Here is a 22,493-nt window from a genome sequence, read left to right as displayed (position 1 = left end):
CTCTAATTAACGGATATAGCAGGATGAGGGGTCATGAACACGCGTGTCCCCCTAGCTGGGGATTTCGTCAACGGAGACGTCTCCTTCTGGTACCGCTCCCTCGGCCTCCCGGCGGCGGGCGAACCCCTCAGTGGCGACCGTGACGCCGACGTGGCGATCGTCGGCGCCGGATACACCGGCCTGTGGACCGCCTACTATCTGAAGAAGGCCGACCCCGGTCTGCGGGTGGTGGTGCTGGAGAAGGAGTTCGCCGGCTACGGCGCCTCCGGGCGCAACGGCGGCTGGCTGGTGGGTGAGCTCGCGGGCACCCCGGAGCGCTACGCGGGAACGCACGGCGTGGACGCGGCCAAGCGGCTGCAGCGGGTGATGTTCGAGACGATCGACGAGGTGGTGACCGTCGCCGAGGCCGAGGGAATCGACGCCGACGTCGTCAAGGGCGGCGTCACCACGGTCGCCGTCAACACCGCCCAGGACCGGCGGTTGCACCGGCTGCTCGCCCACGAGCGCCACTGGGGCTGGACCGAGGAGGACGTCCGGCTGCTCGACCCCGCCGAGCGGGAGGAGCGCCTGCGGGTGGACGGCGCAGTCAGCGCGATCTGGAGCCCGCACTGCGCCCGGATCCAACCGGCCAAACTGGTCCGCGGTCTGGCCCGGGCCGTACGGGATCTCGGTGTGGAGATCTTCGAGCGCACCCCGGTCACCGAGATCGCCCCGCGCGAGGCCCGCACGCCCTGCGGCACGGTCCGCGCCGACTACGTCATCCGGGCCACCGAGGGCTTCACCGCGGGGCTGAGGCAGTATCACCGGGCCTGGCTGCCGATGAACAGCTCAATGATCGTCACCGAGCCGCTGGGCGACCTGTGGGACGCGATCGGCTGGGAGGGCTGCGAGCTGCTCGGCGACATGGCGCACTACTACATGTACGCCCAGCGCACCGCCGACGGCCGGATCGCGTTCGGCGGGCGCGGCAAGCCCTACCTGTACGGCTCCCGGGTGGACGACCGGGGCCACACCCACGCGTGGACGATCGAGGCGCTGTGGGAGCTGCTGACCGGCATGTTCCCCGCGGTCGGGGGGTCCAGGGTGGCGCACGCCTGGTCCGGGGTGCTCGGCGTGCCCCGCGACTGGTGCGCCACCGTGCACGTCGACCACGCCACCGGCATCGGCTGGGCCGGCGGCTACACCGGCCACGGGGTGACGACCACCAACCTGGCCGGCCGGACCCTGAGCGACCTGATCCTGCGCGAGGAGACCGAGCTGACCTCGCTGCCGTGGGTGGGCCGCAAGGTGCGAGGCTGGGAGGTGGAGCCGCTGCGGTGGATCGGCGTGCACGCCATGTACGACCTCTACCGCCGCGCCGACGCCAGGGAGAAGGCCGGCCTGGGCCGGACCTCCGTCCTGGCGCGCGTCGCCGACTCCATCACCGGGCGTTGAGCCACCCGCCTCGCATCACCGACCCCAGAGGAGAGCCATGACCCAGCCCGCCGACACCCGCGCCCACATCCCGGCGGTGGCCGGGTGAGCGACATCCTGTTCCGGGGCGGGCGGGCGTTCCTGTCCGCCGGCGTCTTCGCCGAGGCGGTGCTGGTCCGCGGCGGCCGGATCGCCGCCGTGGGCGTGGAGTCCGACGTCGTACGGCGGGCGGCCCCCGGCCACGAGACCGTGGACCTCGACGGCGGCCTGCTGATCCCGGGCGTCACCGACGCCCACCTCCATCCGGTGCAGGCCGGGCTGGAGCGGGCCAGATGCGACCTGTCGGAGGTCTACGGCCTGCCGGAGTATCTGGGGCGGATCGCCGCCTACGCGGACTCCCACCCCGGTCGCGGATGGATCGACGGCGGCGGCTGGGACATGGCGGCCTTCCCCGGCGGTCTCCCCCACCGCGCGCAGCTCGACTTCCTCGACCGGCCCGCCTACCTCATCCAGCGCGACCACCACGCCGCCTGGGTGAACAGCCGGGCGCTGGAGCTGGCCGGGATCACTCGCGACACCCCCGACCCCGCCGACGGCCGGATCGAGCGCGACGCCGACGGCACGCCGAGCGGCGTGCTGCACGAGGGCGCGATGGACCTGGTGGGCCTGCTCCCCCCGCGCCCCACGGCGCGGGACCTGGCCGACGCGCTGGCCGAGGCCCAGAGCCACCTGTTCTCGCTGGGCGTCACCGGCTGGCAGGACGCCATCGTCGGCTCCTACGCGGGCTCCGCGGACCAGCTGCCCACCTACCTCGCGGCGGCGGCCGGAGGAACGCTGAAGGCGCGGGTCGTGGGCGCGCTCTGGTGGGACCGCACGCGCGGCGCCGAGCAGATCCCCGAGCTCGTGGAGCGCCGCCGGTCGGCCGAGGGGCTTGACCGGTTCCGCGCCACCTCGGTGAAGATCATGCAGGACGGCATCCCCGAGAACTTCACCGCCGCGGTGATCGAGCCCTACTGCCGCTGCGGCGGCACCGGGCTGTCGTATGTGGAACCCGCGCTGCTGAGGGAGTGTGTCGCCGAGCTGGACCGGCACGGCTTCCAGGTGCACTTCCACGCGATCGGCGAGCGCGCGGTCCGGGAGGCGCTGGACAGCTTCGAGGGGACCGATCCGGCCAACCGGCACCACATCGCGCACCTGCAGATCGTCGAGCCGTCCGACGTGCCGCGCTTCGCCGCCCTCGGCGTGACCGCCAACCTGCAGCCGCTCTGGGCCACCCACAATGCCCAGATGGACGAGCTGGCGATCCCGTTCCTGGGCGAGGAGCGCTCGCGCTGGCAGTATCCGTTCGCCGACCTGCTGAACGCCGGTACCCGGTTCTGCGCGGGCAGCGACTGGCCGGTCTCCGACGCCGACCCGATCCAGGGCATGCACGTGGCGGTCAACCGCACCGAACCGGGCGGCTCGGTCCACGCGGGCTACCCCACGGCGCAGACCCCGTTCCTGCCCGGCCAGAGCCTGGACCTGGCCGTCGCACTGACCGCCTACACCGCCGGCTCCGCCTGGATCAACCACGACGACGAGGCCGGAACCATCATCCCCGGCAACCGTGCCGACCTGGTGGTGCTCGACCGCGACCCGTTCACCGAGCCCGCCTCCGACATCTGGCGGACCAGGGTCGCGATGACCTTCGTCGGCGGCGACCAGGTCTACCGCCGCTGACCTTCAGGACGCCGGGTACGACGGGGCGCTTGGCGGGGGAAGGGCTGCGGCGCCTGCGAGCCTCCCCGCGAAAGCGCAGGTCAGCGGGTTACGTTGTGGTGAAACACAACAATGTGAGGCATCGGTGGCGGGGGCGTGCCGCGCGATGTGTTACCGGGGGAAACCATGAACTTCGCGGTAAGCGTGCTGTTCCGCGCCATACCACTGGTGTTCGGGGCGATCTGCCTTGCCTTCGGGCTCTACATCAACAGCGGCGGCCAGGACGCCGACCACTTCGTCGCGGGCCACGTGAACATCGCGCTGACCGCGATCTGCTACGCGCTCTTCACCACCGCCGCGACGATCATCCGCCAGTTGATCCACCGCTACAGCCTGTTCTGGCGCATCGCGCTGCCGTTGTCGGGCTATGTCGTCGCCCTCGCCGCCATCGGCTGGGGAATCGCCATCCTGTCCCAGGGCGGGGGCGCCCGGTTCCTCGTCGGCGGCCACGTGATCATCGGCGTCGGCCTGGTCGCCGTCTGCGTGAGCACGGTGGCCACGGCCTCCACGGCCTTCGCCCTCATCCCGGTCAACGCCGCGGGCGGCCCGGAGGCCGGGCCTCCGGAGGGTGCCTACCTGCGGGAGGTGGGCATGGTGCTGATGGCGATCCCGATGGTCTGCGCCGTCGTGGGGTTCGCCCTCGCCTTCGGCCTGCTCTCCCGGGGGGAGAGCTCCACCTACGTGGCCGGGCACATCGTCTTCGGGCTGGCGGCGATCTGCGCCAGCCTGGTCGCGCTGGTGGCGAGCATCGTCCGCCAGGTCCGCAACACCTTCGGCGAATCCGAGCGGTACCGGTGGAGCTGGCTGGTCGTCGCCATGGGAACGGTCAACCTCCTGCTGGGCCTGTACGTCCTGCTGGGCTCCGACCGGCCCTACCGCATCGCTCCCGGCTGCATCCTGATCGGCCTCGCGCTGATCTGCTTCAGCATCCTGTCCAAGGCGCTCCTGCTGGCCCTGGTGTGGCGCCGTTCCTTCCCGCTGGCGAACCGCATCCCCATCATGCCGGTGGCCACCGCGCTGATCTGCCTGTTCTTCTCGGCCTTCCTGTTCGAGGCCGCCGTCACCGATCAACAGTTCTTCATCCCCGCACGCGTGCTGGTGGGGCTGGGCGCGGTGTGCTTCACCCTCTTCTCCATCGTCTCGATCCTTGAGGCCGGCACATCCGGCTGACACCCCCGGTCCGGCCGATTCCGTCCGGGGAACGGCAGAGCCGCCCCTCACCCCTTGCCGGCACCGCGTGGGGGGAGACCGGATCACGGCGGTGCGAAGCCGGCGGTCGCCCCGCACGGCTCTCGGCCCCCCGTCGGGCACCTCGCGGGCACAGCCGCCGACGGCGAGCGGACACACCGGCTCCGACCGCTCCGGGAACTATCCTCGACCCCGGGGCGGAAAACCCGGCTCCGACTGGCGGAAGGGTGATCCGATGATCCGGTGGGACTATCCACCCCGCTGCCTGAGCCCGCACGTCTCCCCCGCGCAGTCGCACTGCGAGGCCCTGTCGTGGAACGCTCCACCCCGGGAGGGGGAGCGGACCCGGCTCATCACGTGGACGTGTGACTGTGGCCCGGTCCTGTTCGAGCTGCACCAGGCCGGCGGTCTGAGGTTCATCCGCCGGACGACGCGCGGGCAGGGCGGGGTGTCGATCGCTGAGAGCGACCGATGGCCGGCCCGGGAGGCGGACGCGATGTGGAACGCCCTGCTGTGCGGGCTGGTGCGTTAGAACGCTCCACCTCCCCGCGAGTCCGGACCCCGGTGGGGAGGCGGGAACGACGGACCGGGGTCCGGCGGGGAAACGGGCGTGACAGGCCCGGATCCGGGGTGGGCCGGTCACCCCGGGCCGTCGAGGCCCGCCTCTTCGAGGATCACCCGGGCGAGGGCGTCGGCCGCGTCGAGGCGGCCGAGCGACCGGGCGGCCTTGGCCATGGACGCGCGGGCCTGGGGGTCGGCGAGCAGGACGTCGAGTTCGGCCAGGAGCCGGTCGGCGTGCGGCCCCGCTTCGAGGAGCGCCCGGGCCGCTCCCGCCTCGACCAGGTAGCGGGCGTTCTGGCGCTGTTCGTCACCGGCGGACGGGACCAGGGGGATGAGGACGGACGGCTTGCCCACGGCGGTCAGTTCGGCGACGGTGCCCGCGCCGCTACGGGAGACGACGATGTCGGCGGCGGCGTAGACGTGGGCCAGCTCGTCTCCGACGTAGGGCACCGGCCGGTAGCGCGCGACCAGTTCCTCGGGCAGACCGGCGGCGGTCCTGGTGAGCTGGGCGATCCAGTCGGGGCCGCACTGGTGGAGCACCTGCGCCCGGGTGAGCAGCGAGGGCAGGATCGACTCGACCATGGTGTTGATCTGGCGGCTCCCCTGCGCTCCGCCGGTCACGTAGACGAGGGGCAGCCCCGGCGAGAGGCGATAGTGCCACCGGCCCGACGGGGCGCTGCCGTTCAGCAGGTGGGGCCGGACCGGGTTGCCGGTGACCACGGACCGGTCCCGCGCTGAGGCGGGCAGGTGGTCCATCGAGGACGGATGGGTGAGCGCGATCCGGGTGGCGAACCGCGCCAAAATCCGGTTGGCCAGGCCGAGCGCGGTGATCTGCTCGTGCATCACCAGCGGGCGGCGCAGCAGCCGGGAGGCGAGGCCGAGCGGCACGCACACATACCCTCCGGTGGACAGCACCACATCGGGGCGGTAACGGGCCGCGACGGCGAACGCCTGGAGGACACCGACGGGGATCCGGAACAGGTCGGCGAGGTTGGTGAGCAGCTCACGGGGGTTGGGTGAGCGCCGGAGCTTGCCCGCCTTGATGGCCCGGAACGGGATGCCGTGCTCGGCCGCGATGCGGGCCTCCAGCCCGTTCACCGTGCCCACCCAGAGCACGTCGAGGTCGAGCCCGCGGGCGGCGGCCTGCTCGCGGACGGCCGCGACGGTGGTCAGCGCGGGGTAGGTGTGGCCGCCGGTCCCGCCTCCGGTGACGAGCATCCGCAGGGGGCGACGGTTTCCGGCGTTCATGTGTGGGTGTCCTTCCAGCGCTGCGATCGTCCGTTTCCTCGGCCACGCCGAAGTGCTCGGCGGCCTCGCGCACGCTACCCGGAGTCCCGATGAAGATCCAATTGGCCGTGGGGACGGCCACCGTGTCCCCGCCGCCGTTCGCGCCTACTCGCGGAGGTCGTCGTCCAGGTCGTCCGCCCGCCGCAGGTCGTCGGCGAGGGCCGCGAGGTCGGCCGCGCCGAGCCGTATCCGCCGCGCGTCGGCGAGGAGCCGCTGTGCCTGGTCCCGCTCGCCCAGCCTGACGGCCAGGTCGGCGCGGAGGATCAGGGCACGCACCCGCGGCACGGCCGGCTCGGCCTCCTGGGCGGCGAACGCGTGGTCCAGCACCCTGGCCGCCGCCCGGTGGTCGCCCTTGGAGTCGCCGAGCAGGACGGCCGTCTCGACCGCCTTCTCCAGCCGGGTCCCGGGAGGCTCCGCCGGGGCGTTCGCCGCCAGCGGCCGGCCGACGCGGATCGTGTTGCCCGCCGGGTCGACCATGACGAACTGGCGCACGCCGTATGACATGTCCTTCAGCGCGCCGATCCGTGGAACGCCCCGGGTGGGCAGCCTGCCCAGGGAGCGGCGCAGTCCGTCGGTGAACGCCCCGTAGAGGGTGTCGACGTCGGGGGCGAGAACGTAGCAGGTGCTGTAGGACTGGGCGGGATCAAGCCCCTTGAGGACGAAGAACTGCAGCTCGATCCCGTCGCGCCGCACGACCGCGTACGTGTTGGGCCTCTTCTGCCGGTAGGTGACCTCGAACCCCAGGGCCTGGTAGAAGTCCAGAACCGGGTCGATGGCCGGGCAGGGCAGGATCGGAATCGTGGTCTCGTTCAAGGTCGCACCTCCGGGCGACTCCCAGTGAATCGCGTATGTCGTGCGCGAATATCTCATACACCGTACACCGTACGCAATTTTTCCGGAGGCCGTGATCACGGTGGGGCGGAGAGGGTGCCGAGCGGTCCGAGGGCATGCGGAAGGCCCCCGTGAACGATTCCACAGGGGCCTTCCGGCGGGCCGTACCTAGTACATCGGTCGCGAGGAGGAGCGGAGCCGCTCCAGGGCCTCGGCCAGGATCTGGGCGCCGTCCTTGTCGCTGCGACGCTCCTTCACGTAGGCGAGGTGCGTCTTGTAAGGCTCGTTACGCGGCGGCGCGGGCGGGTTGGCCTCGTCCTGACCGGCGGGGAGACCGCACCGTGGGCAGTCCCAGAACTCCGGCACCGCGGCGTCGCTGGCGAAGCTGGGGCGCGTCTCATGCATGTTCGCGCACCAGAACGGGACCCTTACACGGGGAGCCGCCTCGCCACGCTCCGCCTCCCCCATCGGGCCGGCACCGACACGGCTGCCACGGATCGCGTTGCCACTACCCACGGATGTACTCCTCGCTCGATGGCCCCGCCGCTCGGGTGGAGACGGGGGGCTGAACCACTGTCACGCCTGTCGCAGTCCGGGTCAGGGCTTAAGGAGCAGGCCCAGCGCGATGATGCACACGAACCAGACCACACCGGTGATGATGGTCAGCCGGTCGAGGTTGCGTTCCACCACGGAAGAGCCGCCGAACGACGACGTGAAGCCGCCGCCGAACAGATCCGACAGACCGCCGCCCTTGCCCTTGTGGAGCAGCACCAGCAGCACCATCAGCATGCTCGCCAGGATGAGGGCGATGGAGATTCCGATTGTCACCGTTGACCTGTCCCTATGTGCGCGCTATCCGCGTCCGGATGCGCCCCTTGTATGTACGCCGGTGGCGTGACGATTCAAACTTGCTCTAAGAGGGTACGACCTGCTGTCAAGTCGTACCCTCTGAACGGTCCAGTCAGCCAGACATTTCGCTAAAGCGACAGATCTTGGCAAACTCCCCGGGGTCGAGGCTCGCACCGCCGACCAGGGCTCCGTCCACGTCCGGCTGAGCCATGATCCCTGCGATGTTGTCGGACTTGACCGAGCCCCCGTAAAGGATACGGACAGCCGCGGCCACCTCTCCGTTATACAGCTCGGCGAGTCGGGAACGCAGCGCCGAACAGACCTCCTGCGCGTCGGCCGGAGTGGCCACCTCGCCGGTGCCGATCGCCCAGACCGGTTCGTAGGCCAGCACGATGGACGCCACCTGCTCGGCCGGGACCTGGCGGAGCGCCCCGTCGAGCTGGGAGACACTGTGGGCCACCTGCCCGCCGGCCTGACGGACCGGCAGCCCCTCCCCCACACACAGGATAGGCGTGAGCGAGTGGCGATAGGCCGCCTTCACCTTGGCGTTGACCAGCCCGTCGTCCTCGTGATGGTACTGCCGGCGCTCGGAGTGCCCGATCACCACGAAGGTGCACCCGAGCTTGGCGAGCATCACCCCGGAGATGTCCCCGGTGTAGGCGCCGCCGTCGTGCTGCGAGAGATCCTGTCCGCCGTACAGGATCCGCAGCTTGTCGCCGTCGATCAGGGTCTGCACGCTGCGCAGGTCGGTGAAGGGCGGCAGCACCGCCACGTCGACCCTGTCGAAGTCCTTGGCGTTGAGCGCGAACGCCAGCTTCTGGGTGGTGGCGATGGCCTCAAGGTGGTTGAGGTTCATCTTCCAGTTGCCGGCCATCAGCGGCTTGCGTGCCGTGCTCATCCGTCACTCACCTTCCCCCGCCCGCCGCGCGGGTCACCCGTCGCCCTCGGGCCGTCGTGCCACGGGCACGTCCGGCCGTTACGGTGCTCACTGCGTCGATCCACTCCTATGCCTCCAGGGCGACGAGTCCGGGCAGGGTCTTGCCCTCCAGGTATTCGAGACTGGCGCCGCCGCCGGTGGAGATGTGCGAGAAGCCGTCCTCGGGAAGGCCGAGCCGGCGTACGGCCGCGGCCGAGTCACCGCCTCCGACGACCGTGAACGCCTCCGACCTGATCAACGCCTCGGCGACGGCCCGGGTTCCGCCGGAGAAGGAGTCGAACTCGAAGACGCCCATTGGGCCGTTCCAGAACACGGTCCCGGCGTCGGCGAGCTCCGCGGCGAACAGCTCGGCGCTGCGCGGGCCGATGTCGAGTCCCTGGCGGTCGGCCGGGATCGCGGTGGCGTCGACGACCTCGTACTCGGCGTCCTCGGCGAAGTGGGTGGCCGCCAGCACGTCGACCGGGAGAACGAGCTGCACCCCGCGTCTGGCCGCCTCGTTGAGGAACTCGCGCACCTGGTCGAGCTGGTCCTCCTGCAACAGCGACCGGCCCACCTCGTGTCCCTGGGCCGCCAGGAAGGTGTAGGCCATGCCTCCGCCGATGAGCAGCCGGTCGACCTTGGCGAGCAGGTTGCCGATGACGCCGAGCTTGTCGGAGACCTTGGCTCCGCCGAGCACCACCGCGTACGGCCTGGCGGGCTTCTCGGTCAGCCTCTTGAGCACGTCGACCTCGGCCAGGACCAGTCCGCCCGCCGCGTGCGGCAGCAGCAGCGGCACGTCGTAGACGCTGGCGTGCCTGCGGTGCACGGCGCCGAAGCCGTCGCCGACGTAGATCTCACCGAGGGCGGCCAGCCTCTCGGCGAACGCGGCGCGCCGGGCGTCGTCCTTGGACTCCTCCCCCGGCTCGAACCGCAGGTTCTCCAGCAGGGCCACTTGGCCGTCCTGGAGCGCCTCCACGACGGACTGCGCCGACTTCCCGACCACATCGGTGGCGAAGGCGACCTCGGCCCCCAGAAGCTCACCCAGCCGCCTGGCCACCGGGGCCAGCGAGTATCTCGGGTCGGGCTCGCCCTTCGGGCGCCCGAGGTGGGCACAGGCGATCACGCGCGCCCCCCTGGCCGCCAGTTCCCGGATGGTCGGCACCGAGGCCCGGATACGGCCGTCGTCGGTGATGACGTCCCCATCGAGGGGGACGTTGAGGTCGACGCGGACCAGGACGCGCCGACCTTTCACCTCAAAATCAGACAGATCCCTCATCGCAGGTCGGCGCCGACCAGCTCGATGAGGTCGCCGAGGCGGTTGGAGTAACCCCACTCGTTGTCGTACCAGCCGACGACCTTGACCTGGTTGCCGATCACCTTGGTCAGGCCGGCGTCGAGGATGCACGACGACGGGTCGGTGACGATGTCGGAGGAGACGATCGGGTCCTCGGTGTAGGTCAGGAAGCCCTTGAGCGGGCCGTCCGCCGCGGCCTTGAGCGCGGCGTTGACCTCGTCGGCCGTGGTGTCGCGGCCGACCTCCACGGTCAGGTCGGTGGCCGAGCCGGTGGGGATCGGCACGCGCAGCGCGAACCCGTCGAGCCTGCCCTTGAGCTCGGGCAGCACCAGGCCGATGGCCTTGGCCGCACCGGTGGAGGTCGGGACGATGTTCAGCGCGGCGGCGCGGGCGCGGCGCAGGTCGCTGTGCGGGCCGTCCTGCAGGTTCTGGTCCTGGGTATAGGCGTGAATCGTGGTCATCAGCCCCTTCTCGATGCCGAAGGTGTCGTTGATGACCTTGGCCATGGGGGCCAGGCAGTTGGTGGTGCAGGACGCGTTGGAGATGATCGTGTGGCGAGCCGGGTCGTACTTGTCGTGGTTGACGCCCATCACGATGGTGACGTCCTCGTTCTTGGCCGGAGCCGAGATGATGACCTTCTTGGCGCCGTTCTCGGCGTGCACCCGGGCCTTGTTGGCGTCGGTGAAGAAGCCCGTGGACTCCACCACGACGTCCACCCCCAGGTCGCCCCAGGGCAGCTTGGCGGGGTCGCGCTCGGCGAAAGCCTTGATTGCCTTACCGTCCACGACGATCTCGTCGGCGGTGCTCTTCACCTCGTACGGCAGGCGGCCGAGGATGCTGTCGTACTTGAGCAGATGGGCGAGCGTGGCGTTGTCGGTCAGGTCGTTGACCGCAACGATCTCGATGTCCTTGCCGCTGGCAGCGACCGCACGCCAGAAGTTGCGGCCGATGCGGCCGAATCCGTTGACGCCTACGCGGATGCTCACGGTGCAGGTCTCCTCGTACGTCGTGCACCGGTCCACCGGACCGGTGACTTGAGCTGGCTGAAACTTCAATCGCACCCTATCGGACCTAAATTGGTTTAGACCACTTGCGGGGTCGGCTCCGTTCTCCCTGGCCCCACAAGCGGGTATCGGACCCTTCAAGTGAAGTGCCCGACTTGTCACTGTAAATCCATGCAACTCCACAATGACCTGTCAGGACGGCGCTAAACCCGTGTCCTTCGGCGGCCGAGACCGGCGTGTCGCCCCGGCGACACCCGCGCGGGGACCGTCGGCCACGCGAAGACCACCGCCTGCGCGGGGACCGGCGGCAGCCTGGAACCGCCGGCCGTGCGGAACCGGGCGCCGCGTCCCGGGGCCCGGGTTCCGGGTCCCGTTCCACGCGGGGCCGCCTACGGCGCCAGCATGTCCACGGTGAGATTCGCCTCGGTGTTGGGAATGCCGATGTCCTGGGCGCGCTTGTCGGCCATCGCGAGCAGGCGGCGGATCCGCCCGGCGATGGCGTCCTTGGTCAGCGGCGGGTCGGCGAGCTGGCCAAGCTCCTCAAGGGACGCCTGCTTGTGCTCCACCCGCAGCCGGCCGGCGACCACCAGGTGCTCGGGCGCCTCCTCGCCGAGGATCTCCAAGGCGCGCTGCACCCGGGCCCCCGCGGCGACCGCGGCACGTGCCGAGCGGCGCAGGTTGGCGTCGTCGAAGTTGGCCAGCCGGTTGGCCGTGGCCCGCACCTCGCGGCGCATCCGCCGCTCCTCCCAGGCCAGCACGCTGTCGTGGGCGCCCAGCCGGGTCAGCAGCGCGCTGATCGCGTCGCCGTCACGGACCACGACACGGTCGACGCCGCGCACCTCGCGCGCCTTGGCGTGGATCTTCAGCCGCCGGGCGGAGCCGACCAGGGCGAGCGCCGCCTCCGGACCCGGGCAGGTGACCTCCAGCGACATGGAACGGCCCGGCTCGGTGAGCGAGCCGTGCGCCAGGAAGGCGCCCCGCCACGCAGCCTCCGCGTCGCAGGTCGCCCCCGCCACCACCTGACGCGGCAGTCCGCGGACCGGGCGGCCGTGATTGTCGATCAACCCCGTCTGGCGGGCCAGCGCCTCGCCGTCGCGGTAGACCCGCACCACGTAGCGCGACCCCTTGCGCAGCCCGGCGGGGGCCAGGACCAAGACCTCGGCCTTGTGCCCGAACACCTCGCCGATGTCCTTGATCAGCCGCCTGGCCGTGACGTTGGTGTCCAGCTCGGCCTCGATCACGATCCGCCCGCCCACCAGGTGCAGCCCGCTCGCGAACCGCAGGAGCGTCGACACCTCGGCCTTACGGCAGCAAGGCTTCAAGACCGGCAGTCGGCTCAGTTCGTCCTTCACCACACCTGTCATCGCCATGCGCGTTCGTCCTCCCCCATACAGACCTCGTGCGGCCCGAGAAACCAGGCTCACAGAAGTTTCTCGCACTCCTGAGCGGCGCTGACCAGGATCAACGCTTCTCACGGAAAATCTCGTCCAGGACGGAGGCAAGACGTTGCGCATCGTGCCGCGGCGAGCCGTCCTCGTCAGCCACCGAGGCCAGGGTCAGCCGGGCTCCCAACTCGGCGGCGGCCTTCTCCAGCTCCTCCCGGTCCTCGGCCACCCCGGTGTCGGCGAGCACCACGTCGATCTCCAGGGAGGGCGCGTGCCGCCGGAGCACCTCCAGGTGCTCCTGAGGCGAGAAGCCGTCGGTCTCCCCGGGCTGCGGGGCCAGGTTGAGCGCGACCAGGCGGCGCGCCCCGGTGCGGTGCAGGGCGTCGGCCAGCTCGGGCACCATGAGGTGGGGCAGCACGCTGGTGAACCACGACCCGGGCCCGAAGACCACCCAGTCGGCGTCCAGCACCGCCCGGACCGCCTCGGGACAGGCGGGCGGATTCTCCGGCAGCAGCGAGATGGCCCGTACCCGGCTGGGGGTGAGCGCGCAGGCCACCTGGCCGTACACGGTGCTCACCCGGCCGTCCAGCTCCACCTCGGCGGCGATGTCGAGCGGCACCGAGGACATCGGGAGCACCCGCCCGTGCGCGCCGAGCAGCCGCCCCACCCAGTCGAGCCCGGCGACGGTGTCCCCGAGCCGCTCCCAGAGCGCCACGATCAGCAGGTTGCCGACCGCGTGCCCGTGCAGGTCGCCCTCACTGCGGAAACGGTGCTGGACCACCTCGCTCCAGGTCCGCCCCCACTCGTCGTCACCGCAGAGCGCGGCCAGGGCCATCCGCAGATCACCCGGGGGCAGCACGCCAAGCTCGCGGCGGAGCCGTCCGCTCGACCCTCCGTCGTCGGCCACGGTGACCACCGCCGTCAGCTCGGAGGTGACCCTGCGCAGCGCCGTCAGCGACGCGTACAGCCCGTGCCCTCCGCCCAGCGCGACGACCTTGAGCCCCTCACTCACTCCCGGCCCACATCTCGGTGGCTCACCTGCACCTCCATGCCTCCCCGATCTCGCAATCGGCCGCCGATCTGCTCGGCCATGGCGACGCTGCGGTGTTTGCCCCCGGTACAGCCCACGGCGAGGGTGGCGTAACCCTTGCCCTCGCGGGTGTAACCGGCCGCGATGATGCCGACCACCTCGTCGTAGGCGTCGAGCAGTTCCTTGGCGCCCGCCTGGTTGAGCACGAAGTCCCGGACGGGGACGTCGAGGCCGTTCATCGGGCGGAGCTCGGGAACCCAGTGCGGATTGGGCAGGAAGCGGCAGTCGACCACCAGGTCGGCGTCGACCGGCAGGCCGTACTTGTAGCCGAAGGAGACCACGTTGACCCGCAGGCCCGGCCGGTCCTCGCCGCCGAAGAAGGCGACGATCTTGCCTCGGAGCTCGTGCACGTTGAGGCTGGAGGTGTCGATGACCAGGTCTGCGTTGGCCCGCACCTCGCGCAGGATGCCGCGCTCACGGGCGATCCCGTCGACCAGCCGGCCGTCACCCTGCAGCGGGTGCGGGCGGCGGACGTTCTCGAACCTGCGGACCAGTTCCTCGTCGCTGGCCTCCAGGAACACCACCCGCACCGCGATGCCGCGCCCGTCCAGCTCCTCGATCGCGGCGTTGAGGTCGGTGGTGAACGCCAGGCTGCGCACGTCGACCACCGCGGCCACCTTGTCGGCGGCCAGCTTGACCCGCCCGGCCTCCTCCGCCATGGCGAACAGCAGCCCGGGGGGCAGGTTGTCGATGACGAACCAGCCCAGATCCTCCAGGGCCTTGGCCGCGGTGCTCCGTCCCGCCCCCGACATGCCGGTGACGATGACGAACGCGGACTCTCTTACGTTCATCGAAACTCCTTGAGCGTGGAGACCCCGGGCTTTAGCCCTGGGTGGGAAACGCGGCACGGCGACGCACGGGCTGGCAGGTTGTCCGGCGGTGGCGATGACCAGGCCACCGAATGTGTGGTCGTCTCCTCGCCGCCGGGCCGGCGGAGAGGTGAAACGCCTGTGGAGGGCCGGTAGGACCCGGCTCGCGAAAGCGGCGAGGGCGCGGCCCGGTGAAACAGGAATCCCACTCCGTGAGGGGTGGAATCCCCCGGCCTCAGCCGTGGGGAGGAGGTCAAGGGTTCTCCCCTCTCAACGCCGACACGATCGTCTCAGCCGTGGCGGGGCCGATCCCGGGAACCTCGCGGATCTGTGCGGCGGTCGCCTCGCGCAGCCGCCTCACGGATCCGAAGTGCTTGATCAGGGCCTGCCTGCGAGCCGGACCGAGCCCGGGAATCTCGTCCAGGGCGCTCTCCTTAACGCTTTTCGACCGCTTGGACCGATGGTAGGCGATGGCGAAGCGGTGGGCCTCGTCGCGCACACGTTGGAGGAGGTAAAGGGCCTCGCTCGATCGGGGCAGGATCACCGGCAGGTCGTCCCCCGGCAGCCAGACCTCCTCCAGCCGCTTGGCCAGGCCGCAGACCGCCACGTCGTCCACGCCCAGCTCGTCCAGCGCCCGCCGGGCTGCGGCGGCCTGGGCCGGGCCGCCGTCCACCACGACCAGGTTGGGCGGGTAGGCGAACCTGCGCGGTCTGCCGGTCTCCGGGTCGATGCCCACCCCGGCACCCGGCTCACCACCCGCCTCGGTCTCCGGCCCGGCGTCCATCCCGGCGCCGGCCCCGCTGCCCGGCTCGGTGTCGAGCTCACCGGTGGCCGAGCGCTCCTCCAGGTAACGCTTGAAGCGGCGCGAGATCACCTCGTGTATCGAGGCGACGTCGCCCTCGGTGGAATGGACGGAGAAGCGGCGGTACTCGCTCTTGCGGGCCAGGCCGTCCTCGAACACCACCATGGAGGCCACCACGTTGGTGCCCTGGGTGTGGGAGACGTCGTAACACTCCACCCGGAGCGGCACCTGGTCCAGGCCGAGCGCGTCGGCGACCTCCTGCAGCGCCCTGCTCCGCGCGGTCAGGTCACTGGCCCGCTTGAGCTTGTGCTGGTTCAGCGCCTCCCCGGCGTTGCGCTCGACGGTCTCCATCAGCGCCTTCTTGTCGCCACGCCGCGGGACGCGGATCTCCACCCTGGCGCCCCGGTGCTCGCCGAGCAGCTCGGCGACCGCCTCGACCTCGGGGGGCAGCACGGGCACCAGCACCTCTCTGGGCAGCGCCTCGGGGGGCACCTCGCCGTACATCTGCAGCAGGAACTGCTCGACCAGCTCGCCGGGGCCGGCGTCCTCGACCTTGTCGACCACCCAGCCGCGCTGGCCCTTGATGCGCCCGCCACGGACGTAGAAGACCTGAACCGCCGCCTCCAGCGGATCCTCCACCAGCGCGACCACGTCGCAGTCGGTGTTGTCGGCCAGGACCACCGCCTGCTTCTCCATGGCCCGCTGCAACGTCTGGACGTCGTCGCGCAGCCGGGCGGCCCGCTCGTACTCCTGCTCGGCCGCGGCCTGGCGCATCTCACGCTCCAGCCGTCTGACGAAACGGCCGGTGTTGCCCGCCATGAAGTCGCAGAAGTCGTCCGCCAGCGCCCGGTGCCCCTCGGCGTCGATCCGCCCGACGCAGGGCGCGGAGCACTTGTCGATGTAGCCCAGCAGGCAGGGCCGGCCGATCTGGGCGGCTCGCTTGAACACCCCGGCCGAGCAGCTCCTGATCGGGAACACCCGGAGCAGCAGGTCCACCGTCTCCCTGATCGCCCAGGCGTGGGAGTAGGGGCCGAAGTAACGGGTGCCCTTGCGCTTGGCCCCGCGCAGCACCTGGACCCGGGGGAACTCCTCCCCCATGGTGACCGCGAGGTAGGGGTAGGACTTGTCGTCGCGGTACTTGACGTTGAACCGGGGGTCGTACTCCTTGATCCAGGAGTATTCGAGCTGGAGCGCCTCGACCTCGGTGCCCACGACCGTCCAGTCGACGTCCGAGGCGGTCGTGAGCATGGTCTGGGTGCGCGGGTGCAGCCCGGCGAAGTCGGCGAAGTAGGAGTTCAGCCGCTGGCGCAGGCTCTTGGCCTTGCCCACGTAGATGACACGGCCCCCGGCGTCCCTGAAGCGGTAGACGCCGGGAGACTCGGGGATGGACCCCGGCTTCGGCCGGAGACTCGCCGGCCCGCCCACAGATCTCGCCACACCGAAAGCCTATCGGCCCTCACCGACAGGATTCCGGTCGCGAGGCCCCCGAAACCCCCCGAGGCGCGGGCCCCGCCCGGCTTCCCCCCCGTCCGCCCGGCATGCGGCACCGGGCACCGGTGACGCGTGCGCCGGCCGGCCGAGGGTGACGGTCAGCCGAGGGTGATGGAGCCGCCCTCCACCTTGATCGGCTTCTCGGCGAGCGACCGGGCCGCGGGACCTTGGGCGACGGAGCCGTCGGCGATGTTGAACTTGCTGCCGTGACAGGGGCAGTTGATCGTGCCGCCCGAGACGCCCGCCACGTCGCATCCCCGGTGGGTGCAGACGGAGGTGAACGCCTTGAACTCACCGGCCTTCGGCTGGGTCACCACGACCTTGTCGTCCTTGAAGACCTTGCCACCGCCCACCGGGATGTCGGCGGTCGCGGCCAGCGGCTTCGCCTCCGAATCCGCCGAGGCGGAACCGGAGCCCGGCGCCGGGGCCGTCTGCGAGGTCCGCGGAGCCGCCGAGGACGTGTCCTGGGCGCCCGGCTCCGCCGAGCCGCCGCAGGCGGTCAGCAGCGCCGCCATCCCCGCACCTCCCGTGCCCAGCATCACCGCACGACGTGTGGTCTCAGTCATGGTTTTCCTCCGAAGGTCCTTGCCCACCGGTACGGCCGGCACCCGGTGACGGTTCAGCATGCCGTATCGAGGATCAGGAGACTGTGAAGAATTACCGTCCCCTCGGGTTTTTTCGTCACGGCACGGAGCGGGGGTCACGGCGAAGGGGGCTCGGGGGAGGTGAGGGGCTCGGGATCTCATTCGGGGAGCTCGGCCGCGCCGGGATCGCGGGGATCCACGGGGAGCCTCAGACCATCACGATGCCCTCGCCCTCGACCTTCAGGGCGTACTCGGCCAGCGGGGCCTCCGCCGGGCCCTTGAGGCACTTGCCGGAGTCGGCGGCGAACTCGCTGCCGTGACAGGGGCAGTGGATGATCCCCTCCGCGACCTGGCCGACCGCGCAGCCCTTGTGCGGGCAACTCGCGGTGAACGCCTTGAACACCCCGGCGGAGGGCTGGGTGATCACGATCTTCCACTTGGCGATGACCTTGCCGCCGCCGACCGGGATGTCGGCGGTCTGGGCGATGACCTTCCCCTTGACGCCCGGCGGCACGACGGCCGGGCCGGGTTCCCCTCCGGCGCATCCGGTGAGGGTCGCCCCGCACGCCACCGCCGCCGCGGCACCGATCACATATCTGCGGGTGGGCATGGCGAAACCGTCACTGCTACTCATTACGGCCCTTCTACAACGTCGCCCATTGGAACCGGGCTCCCGCATCCAGGGTATTGACGCGGGTGCCCACTCCCGAATCCGGCCTCAGCCGCCGAGAATCTTGCGCAGGAAGCGGCCGGTGTGGCTCGCGTCGACCAGGGCGACCTCCTCGGGCGTGCCGGTGGCGAGCACGGTGCCGCCCCGGGAGCCGCCCTCGGGGCCCATGTCGATCAGCCAGTCGGCGGTCTTGATCACGTCCAGGTTGTGCTCGATGACGATGACGGTGTTCCCGCCGTCCACGAGCTTGCCGAGGACGCCCAGCAGCCGCCGGATGTCCTCGAAGTGCAGGCCGGTGGTCGGCTCGTCCAGCACGTAGATCGTCCGGCCGGTGGAGCGGCGCTGCAGCTCGGAGGCGAGCTTGACCCGCTGGGCCTCGCCACCGGACAGGGTGGTGGCGGGCTGGCCGAGCCGGACGTAGCCCAGGCCGACGTCGTTCAGCGTCTTGAGGTAACGCTTGATGGACGGGATGGCGTCGAAGAAGGCCAGTGCCTCCTCGATCGGCATGTCGAGCACCTCGGAGATGGTCTTGCCCTTGTAGTGGACCTCCAGGGTCTCCCGGTTGTATCGAGCCCCGTGACAGACCTCGCACGGCACGTAGACGTCCGGCAGGAAGTTCATCTCGATCTTGATCGTGCCGTCGCCCGAGCACGCCTCGCAGCGGCCGCCCTTGACGTTGAAACTGAAGCGGCCCTTGGCGTAACCGCGGACCTTGGCCTCGGTGGTCTGCGCGAACAGGTCTCGCACCTTGTCGAAGACGCCGGTGTAGGTGGCCGGGTTGGAGCGGGGGGTGCGGCCGATCGGCGACTGGTCCACGTGCACGACCTTGTCGACGAGGTCCGTCCCGTTGATTCGCGCGTGGCGTCCGGGAACGGTGCGCGCGCCGTTCAGGTCCCTGGCCAGGGCGCTGTAGAGGATGTCGTTGACGAGCGTGGACTTGCCCGACCCCGAGACGCCGGTGACCGCGGTGAACAACCCCAGCGGGAACTCCACGTCCACGCCCTTGAGGTTGTGCTCGCGGGCGCCCTTCACGGTGATCTGCCGCTTCCTGTCGCGCCTGCGGCGGTGGGCGGGGACGGGGATGGTCCTGCGGCCGGACAGGTAGGCGCCGGTGGTCGACTCCTCGCAGGCCAGCAGGTCCGCCACGGTGCCGGAGACGACGACCTGGCCGCCGTGCTCACCCGCGCCGGGGCCGATGTCCACCACCCAGTCGGCCGCGGCGATGGTGTCCTCGTCGTGCTCGACCACGATGAGCGTGTTGCCCATGTCGCGGAGCCTGATCAGGGTCTCCAGCAGCCGCTGGTTGTCGCGCTGGTGCAGGCCGATGGAGGGCTCGTCGAGCACGTAGAGCACGCCGACCAGGCCGGAGCCGATCTGGGTGGCCAGCCGGATGCGCTGGGCCTCGCCCCCGGCGAGGGTGCCCGCCGCGCGGTCCATGGTCAGGTAGTCGAGGCCGACGTCGAGCAGGAAGCCCATCCGGGCGTTGATCTCCTTGACCACCCGCTCGGCGATCTGCATGTCGCGGTCCGACAGGGTGAGCCCGGCCAGGAATCCGGCGCAGTCGCCGATCGACATCGAGGAGACCTCGGCGATCGAACGGCCGTTCACCGTGACGGCCAGCGAGACCGGCTTGAGCCTGGCCCCCGCGCAGGCCGGGCACGGGATCTCCCGCATGTAGCCCTCGTACTTCTCCCGCATGCCGTCGCTCTCGGACTCGGCGTGGCGGCGCTGCACCCAGGGGATGGCCCCCTCGAAGGGGGTGTAGTAGGAGCGCTGACGGCCGTAGCGGTTGCTGTATCGGACGTGGACCTGCTCGTCGTGACCGTACAGCAGCGCCTTCTGCGCCTTCTTGGGGAGCCTCTCCCAGGGGGTGTCCAGCGCGAAGCCCATCGCGAGCCCGAGCGCCTCGACGAGACGGACGAAGTAGTCGCTGGTGTGGCCGCCCGCCCAGGGGGATATCGCACCGTCCCCCAGAGGCCTCTCCGGGTCGGGCACGACGAGGTCGGGGTCGACCTCCATGCGCACCCCCAGGCCGGTGCACTCGGGACAGGCGCCGAAAGGCGAGTTGAAGGAGAACGATCGGGGCTCCAGCTCCTCGAACGACAGGTCGTCGTAGGGGCAGTAGAGATGCTCGGAGTAGAAGCGCTCGCGATTCGGGTCGTTCTCCGGGAGGTCGACGAACTCCAGGGTGATCGTGCCGCCGGACATCTGCAGCGCGGTCTCCACCGAACCGGTCAGGCGGCTGCGCGCGCCCTCCTTCACCGTGAGCCGGTCGACGATCACCTCGATGTCGTGCTTCTCCTGCTTCTTCAGCGTCGGCGGCTCGTCCAGCCGGACCACCGTGCCGTCGACCCGGGCCCGGGCGAAGCCCTTGGCCTGGAGCTGGCCGAAGAGCTCGGCGTACTCCCCCTTACGGCCGCGGACGACCGGGGCCAGGACCTGGAAGCGGGTGCCCTCGGCGAGCTCCATCACCCGGTCGACGATCTGCTCGGGGCTCTGCCTGGCGATCGCGCGACCGCACTGCGGACAGTGGGGCTTGCCGACGCGCGCCCAGAGCAGCCGGAGGTAGTCGTAGACCTCGGTGATCGTGCCGACCGTCGAACGCGGGTTACGGCTCGTCGACTTCTGGTCGATCGACACCGCGGGCGAGAGCCCCTCGATGAAGTCGACGTCCGGCTTGTCCATCTGCCCGAGGAACTGCCTGGCGTACGCCGACAGCGACTCGACATAGCGGCGCTGCCCCTCGGCGAAGATGGTGTCGAAGGCCAGACTCGACTTGCCCGAGCCGGACAGCCCGGTGAAGACGATCAGAGAGTCTCGCGGCAGGTCCAGCGAGACGTCCTTGAGGTTGTGTTCACGTGCGCCACGCACGATGAGGCGGTCAGCCACTGCGATCCCGACGTCGATGTAAAGGGGTTGAGAAGCGGTCGCGGGAAGACTAGCCGTGGGGTCCGACAAAAATCCGGAGCAACATCTGGGGGCTCGGGGTTTCCCCGCCCTCACCAGGGTACGGCCTCCCCCGCACCCCTACCGGCCGCTTGAGATGTCAACCGTGCGGACACTCCCATTTATGCCCTGGCACAATCGGCCGGTGCGGTGATGAAGTGTGAGGATGGATGTCACAGACGCGCTCCGGTCCGAGCTGACCGCCGCCAACGACCGTCTCATCGCCACCGTGGCCAGACTGTCCGACGCCGACGTGGCGGCTCCCTCCCGGCTGCCCGGCTGGACCAGGGGCCACGTCCTGGCCCATCTCGCCCGCAACGCCGACAGTCAGGTCAACCTGCTGACCTGGGCCAGGACCGGCGTGGAGACCCCTCAGTACCCCGACCTGGAGACACGCGACGCCGAGATCGAGGCCGGGGCCCCGCGGCCGGCCAAGGAGCAGCTGGCCGACCTGGAGGACAGCACGGCCCGGCTGTGGGAGGTGATCCGCGCGCTGCCCGCCGAAAGCTGGTCGGCGATGGTCCACGGTCCGCAACCACCCGGCTATCCGGCCTGGTACGTGCTGGCCCGCCGCCTGCGCGAGGTCGAGGTGCACCATGTCGACCTGGACGCGGGCCACGGGTGCGCCGACTGGCCGGAGGCGTTCGTCCGCAGGGAGCTGTACGACGCGATGGTGTCCTGGCCGCGCGGGCTCGGCCAGGTCAGCGAGATCGTGGTGGAGGAGGTCAAGGACGGCGACAAACACCGCCAGGTCTGGCCGGGGCTCGGATCGGGCCCCGTGGTGCAGGGCGACGCGTGGAGCCTGCTGGGCTGGCTGATCGGCCGCTCACCGGGGGCCGGGCTTAGGGTGATGCCGGAGGGGACCACGGGCAACCAGCCCGCCGGCGCCGGGCCGCTGCCCGCACCGCCGCCGTGGCCGGCCCTGTCCGCGCCCCCGCACCTTCCCGTGTCCCCGCCCGAGGAGTATCCATGACGTACACCGGTGACGTGCGGGTCGGCGGACCCGCCGACGTGCGCGAGCTGGCCGCCCTGACGATCTCCAAGCTGGCCGTCGGCCCGTTCGACAACAACGCCTACCTGCTGCGATGCAACGAGACAGGCGACGGCGTGCTCATCGACGCCGCGGCCGAGGCCGACCGGCTGCTGGCGCTCATCGGCGACCGGCCGATCAGCGGGATCGCCACCACCCACCGGCACGGCGACCACTGGCAGGCCCTGGAGCGGGTCGCCGGGGCGACGGGCGCGACGGTGGTCGCGCACCCGCTCGACGCGGCGGCGCTGCCCGTACCGGTGGGTCTGCGGGTCGAGCACGGCGACGAGGTCACCGTGGGCGTGGTCGCCCTGGAGGTGATCCACCTGCGCGGGCACACGCCGGGCTCGATCGCCCTGTACCACCCCGGCCACCTGTTCACCGGCGACTCGCTCTTCCCCGGCGGCGTCGGCAACACCAACAAGGATCCGGAACGGTTCGCCCAGCTGTTCGCGGACGTCTCGGAGCGGATCTTCGGCCGGCTGCCCGACGAGACCTGGGTCTACCCCGGCCACGGCGGCGACACCACGCTGGGCGCCGAGCGGCCCTCCCTGCCGGAGTGGCGCGAGCGGGGCTGGTGACAGG

Annotated in this window: 20 protein-coding genes; 6 read left to right on the top strand and 14 right to left on the bottom strand. The window is 70.8% G+C overall.

Annotated elements, in window-relative coordinates; all coding sequences use genetic code 11:
* Positions 1 to 33 precede the first annotated feature (33 nt).
* The 4 genes from ACWEF2_RS16405 to ACWEF2_RS16390 all read left to right on the top strand — a co-directional run bounded on the left by ACWEF2_RS16405 (position 34) and on the right by ACWEF2_RS16390 (position 4,891).
* Complete coding sequence (locus ACWEF2_RS16405) at positions 34 to 1,434, top strand: NAD(P)/FAD-dependent oxidoreductase (RefSeq protein ID WP_453815968.1); 1,401 nt, start codon at positions 34 to 36, stop codon at positions 1,432 to 1,434.
* Between the two features lie 84 nt (positions 1,435 to 1,518).
* On the top strand, positions 1,519 to 3,132 hold the full coding sequence (locus tag ACWEF2_RS16400; protein WP_453815967.1) for an amidohydrolase: 1,614 nt from the start codon (positions 1,519 to 1,521) through the stop codon (positions 3,130 to 3,132).
* Between the two features lie 165 nt (positions 3,133 to 3,297).
* Positions 3,298 to 4,341, top strand: coding sequence for a DUF2776 family protein (locus ACWEF2_RS16395; RefSeq protein ID WP_453815965.1), 1,044 nt, complete (start codon positions 3,298 to 3,300; stop codon positions 4,339 to 4,341).
* 253 nt (positions 4,342 to 4,594) lie between these two features.
* Entirely contained in the window at positions 4,595 to 4,891 is a 297-nt protein-coding gene (locus ACWEF2_RS16390) for a hypothetical protein (RefSeq protein WP_453815963.1), read from the top strand.
* Between the two features lie 107 nt (positions 4,892 to 4,998).
* Here the strand turns inward: ACWEF2_RS16390 and ACWEF2_RS16385 are convergent, their stop codons facing one another.
* From ACWEF2_RS16385 to uvrA, 14 genes are all read right to left on the bottom strand, one after another.
* The gene (locus ACWEF2_RS16385; protein WP_453815961.1) at positions 4,999 to 6,168 is read right to left on the bottom strand and encodes a UDP-N-acetylglucosamine--N-acetylmuramyl-(pentapeptide) pyrophosphoryl-undecaprenol N-acetylglucosamine transferase; all 1,170 of its coding nucleotides are present in this window, start codon (positions 6,166 to 6,168) and stop codon (positions 4,999 to 5,001) included.
* 144 nt (positions 6,169 to 6,312) lie between these two features.
* On the bottom strand, positions 6,313 to 7,020 hold the full coding sequence (locus tag ACWEF2_RS16380) for a bleomycin resistance protein (RefSeq protein WP_453815959.1): 708 nt from the start codon (positions 7,018 to 7,020) through the stop codon (positions 6,313 to 6,315).
* A 186-nt stretch (positions 7,021 to 7,206) separates the two neighbouring features.
* Positions 7,207 to 7,554, bottom strand: coding sequence for an RNA polymerase-binding protein RbpA (locus tag ACWEF2_RS16375; RefSeq protein WP_355596367.1), 348 nt, complete (start codon positions 7,552 to 7,554; stop codon positions 7,207 to 7,209).
* Between the two features lie 81 nt (positions 7,555 to 7,635).
* Entirely contained in the window at positions 7,636 to 7,866 is a 231-nt protein-coding gene (gene secG, locus ACWEF2_RS16370; RefSeq protein ID WP_355596365.1) for a preprotein translocase subunit SecG, read from the bottom strand.
* Between the two features lie 133 nt (positions 7,867 to 7,999).
* Positions 8,000 to 8,785 carry a triose-phosphate isomerase gene (tpiA, locus tag ACWEF2_RS16365; RefSeq protein WP_453815958.1) on the bottom strand — a complete coding sequence of 262 codons (786 nt, stop codon included), beginning with the start codon at positions 8,783 to 8,785 and terminating at the stop codon, positions 8,000 to 8,002.
* 106 nt (positions 8,786 to 8,891) lie between these two features.
* Entirely contained in the window at positions 8,892 to 10,079 is a 1,188-nt protein-coding gene (locus tag ACWEF2_RS16360) for a phosphoglycerate kinase (RefSeq protein WP_453815956.1), read from the bottom strand.
* Positions 10,076 to 11,083 carry a type I glyceraldehyde-3-phosphate dehydrogenase gene (gap, locus tag ACWEF2_RS16355; protein WP_453815954.1) on the bottom strand — a complete coding sequence of 336 codons (1,008 nt, stop codon included), beginning with the start codon at positions 11,081 to 11,083 and terminating at the stop codon, positions 10,076 to 10,078. Before gap ends, ACWEF2_RS16360 begins: the two co-directional genes overlap by 4 nt.
* A 407-nt stretch (positions 11,084 to 11,490) precedes the next feature.
* Positions 11,491 to 12,471 (bottom strand): DNA-binding protein WhiA, encoded by a 981-nt coding sequence (whiA, locus tag ACWEF2_RS16350; protein ID WP_031167171.1) that lies wholly within the window; start codon positions 12,469 to 12,471, stop codon positions 11,491 to 11,493.
* A 91-nt stretch (positions 12,472 to 12,562) separates the two neighbouring features.
* Positions 12,563 to 13,498, bottom strand: a complete 936-nt coding sequence (locus ACWEF2_RS16345) for a gluconeogenesis factor YvcK family protein (protein WP_453815951.1) — start codon at positions 13,496 to 13,498, stop codon at positions 12,563 to 12,565.
* On the bottom strand, positions 13,495 to 14,367 hold the full coding sequence (gene rapZ / locus ACWEF2_RS16340; RefSeq protein ID WP_355596354.1) for an RNase adapter RapZ: 873 nt from the start codon (positions 14,365 to 14,367) through the stop codon (positions 13,495 to 13,497). The genes ACWEF2_RS16345 and rapZ overlap by 4 nt, the downstream gene beginning before the upstream one ends.
* A 271-nt stretch (positions 14,368 to 14,638) precedes the next feature.
* Positions 14,639 to 16,612, bottom strand: a complete 1,974-nt coding sequence (uvrC, locus tag ACWEF2_RS16335) for an excinuclease ABC subunit UvrC (protein WP_453816150.1) — start codon at positions 16,610 to 16,612, stop codon at positions 14,639 to 14,641.
* Between the two features lie 164 nt (positions 16,613 to 16,776).
* Positions 16,777 to 17,244: a Rieske (2Fe-2S) protein gene (locus ACWEF2_RS16330; RefSeq protein ID WP_453815948.1), complete on the bottom strand. Its 468-nt coding sequence runs from the start codon at positions 17,242 to 17,244 to the stop codon at positions 16,777 to 16,779.
* A 226-nt stretch (positions 17,245 to 17,470) separates the two neighbouring features.
* The gene (locus tag ACWEF2_RS16325; RefSeq protein ID WP_453815946.1) at positions 17,471 to 17,896 is read right to left on the bottom strand and encodes a Rieske (2Fe-2S) protein; all 426 of its coding nucleotides are present in this window, start codon (positions 17,894 to 17,896) and stop codon (positions 17,471 to 17,473) included.
* An 84-nt stretch (positions 17,897 to 17,980) separates the two neighbouring features.
* Positions 17,981 to 20,821, bottom strand: a complete 2,841-nt coding sequence (uvrA, locus tag ACWEF2_RS16320; protein ID WP_453815944.1) for an excinuclease ABC subunit UvrA — start codon at positions 20,819 to 20,821, stop codon at positions 17,981 to 17,983.
* A 223-nt stretch (positions 20,822 to 21,044) separates the two neighbouring features.
* Between uvrA and ACWEF2_RS16315 the strand changes: the two genes are divergently transcribed.
* On the top strand, positions 21,045 to 21,851 hold the full coding sequence (locus tag ACWEF2_RS16315) for a maleylpyruvate isomerase family mycothiol-dependent enzyme (RefSeq protein ID WP_453815942.1): 807 nt from the start codon (positions 21,045 to 21,047) through the stop codon (positions 21,849 to 21,851).
* Positions 21,848 to 22,489: an MBL fold metallo-hydrolase gene (locus tag ACWEF2_RS16310; protein WP_453815940.1), complete on the top strand. Its 642-nt coding sequence runs from the start codon at positions 21,848 to 21,850 to the stop codon at positions 22,487 to 22,489. The genes ACWEF2_RS16315 and ACWEF2_RS16310 overlap by 4 nt, the downstream gene beginning before the upstream one ends.
* Positions 22,490 to 22,493 lie beyond the last annotated feature (4 nt).

Source organism: Streptosporangium sp. NPDC004631 (assembly GCF_053601935.1).
Note: the sequence above shows the minus strand (reverse complement) of the source record. Positions and strands in the feature narration are given on the sequence as shown.